The sequence below is a fragment of the Gordonia sp. (in: high G+C Gram-positive bacteria) genome (assembly GCF_020438995.1).
GTDB lineage: Bacteria > Actinomycetota > Actinomycetes > Mycobacteriales > Mycobacteriaceae > Gordonia.
The window spans coordinates 1-2,128 of the sequence record NZ_JAGQTN010000300.1; the positions used below are offsets into that span (position 1 = coordinate 1).

The 2,128-nt window shown below is 65.1% G+C and carries 1 protein-coding gene and 1 pseudogene; both read left to right on the forward strand.

All coding sequences use genetic code 11. From position 1 onward, the window contains the following. Positions 1–315 precede the first annotated feature (315 nt). Positions 316–1,863 (forward strand): ATP-binding cassette domain-containing protein, encoded by a 1,548-nt coding sequence (locus KDB67_RS21210; RefSeq protein WP_291020346.1) that lies wholly within the window; start codon positions 316–318, stop codon positions 1,861–1,863. 43 nt (positions 1,864–1,906) lie between these two features. Continuing rightward, positions 1,907–2,128 (forward strand): annotated as a pseudogene (locus tag KDB67_RS21215) (hypothetical protein); the annotation flags it as partial.

Genomic DNA, 2,128 nt, shown 5'->3' on the forward strand with positions numbered 1-2,128 from the left:
ATCTCGTCGATCATGCTCTGATCGAGCGCGTTGAGAGCTTTCGGCCGGTCGAGGATGATCTCGCCGACCCCGTTGGCGACGGTGGTCCGGATGAACGACATGCCTACAACGCTAGTAAATCGGTGGTCACGGCGCAGCGGCCGGTCTACCGTGGGGACCCGTGAGTCCAGGGGCCTGACCGCTCCGGGGTGTGACAACACCCGGACCACAGCCATCTGTCACCGGCCCTAGGAGCTGATTCTCGGAATGAATGACTGAAGTGCCCCGAATCGACGCATCTTCGCGTCGCCTCATCGAGTCACTTCTGGAGTTGTCATGTCCGAAAACCATACTGTTCCTGTCCCTTCGACCGCCCTCACCGTTTCTGATCTGAGTTTTTCCTGGCCTGACGGTACGCCGGTGTTCACCGGCTTGTCGTTCTCCGTCGACCGCCGCACGCATTCGCTGGTCGGTTCCAACGGCGCCGGGAAGACCACCTTACTGCGGCTGATCGCCGGTGATCTGCGCCCCGCGACGGGCAGTGTCACCACGGTCGGCGACGTCGAGTTCGTCGCACAGAACCCGCAGGCCGACCCGACTCGCACCGTCGCCGACGTCCTGGCGATCACCCCGATCTTCGCTGCACTCTCCCGTGTGGAGGCCGGATCGGTCGATCCTGCCGACTTCGAGGTCATCGGCGACGACTGGGACATCGAGGAGCGCGCCCGCGCGATGCTCGCCGAATCCGGTCTGCCGCATGAGGATCTACAGCGGACCGTCAACTCCCTGTCCGGTGGCGAGGCCACACTGCTGACGATCTGCGGAGCACTGCTGCGCCGGCCGTCGGTGCTGCTGCTCGACGAACCCACCAACAATCTCGATTCCCGTTCCCGGGCAAGTCTTTTCCGGATGATCGACCAGTTCTCCGGCGTGCTGCTGGTGGTGACCCACGACCTGGAACTGCTCGAACGTGTCGAAGCGACGCTGGAGTTGCACGACGGGTCGATCCGGCTGTTCGGTGGGCCATACTCAATGTACCGGGAGATCCTCGACGCCGAACACGAAGCTGCCCTGGCCGCGGTCGGCGACGCCCGGTCTGATCTGGCCAAGCAGAAACGGGAGAAGGAGGAGGCCAACATCAAACTCGCCCGGCGTGAGCGCACCGCCCGAAAGGCGGAGCGGGAGAAGCGGGTACCCAAGATCATTATGGGCCTGCGGCAGAACGCGGCCGAGATCGCCGCCGGGAAGCTCGCGGGCAGGCACCGCGACGACGTGATCGCGGCCGCCGACCGGCTACAGGAGGCCCGCGACGGGGTCCGCGCCGACGCATCGGCACGCATCGCGCTCCCTGAGGTGACGCTCGCAAGCCGCGCCGAGGTGGTCGACGATGATCGCCTGAAACTGCTTGGCCCCGAAAGGGTTGCCGTCTCCGGACCCAACGGCTCGGGCAAGACCACGCTGCTGCGTTCGCTTATGTCCACCGCTGATGCGATCTGCGTCCCGTACGCCTATCTGCCGCAACGCCTTCAGTTCGACGACGAGTCGAAGTCGTTGGTGGCGGCCCTCACCGCCGCCAACCCGGACGTCGGTGAGTACGAGATCCGCACCCAGCTCGCCCGGTTCCTGTTCCGCGGCAGGCGCGGTGATCAGCTGTTGTCGGAACTGTCCGGCGGAGAACGTATCCGGGCGGCGTTCGCGTCGGCCCTGCTGCACCGGCCCACGCCCAAACTGCTGATCCTCGACGAACCCACCAACAACCTCGACATCGACACCGTCGAGCAGCTCGCCTACGCCCTCGCCCGCTGGCAGGGCGCGCTGATCCTGGTGTCACACGACCCGGGGTTCGTGCAGCGGGTAGGCGTGGATCGAACAGTGACGGTGTAGTCGCGGACAGTGGCTGTCCGCAATCAGGGGCAACCTGCGTGTCATGGGCGGCTCATCACACAATATGATCCGGGTTCGGGGAGCCAGGCAGAACTCGCTGAAAAACATCGACGTCGACATCCCGAAGCATCAGTTGGTGGTGGTGACCGGGGTGTCGGGGTCGGGCAAGTCGTCGTTGGTGTTCGACACGATCGCCGCCGAGTCGGCACGTCAGCTGAGCGAGACGTTCTCGGCGTTCGTGCAGTCCCGGATGCCGAGCTACGCC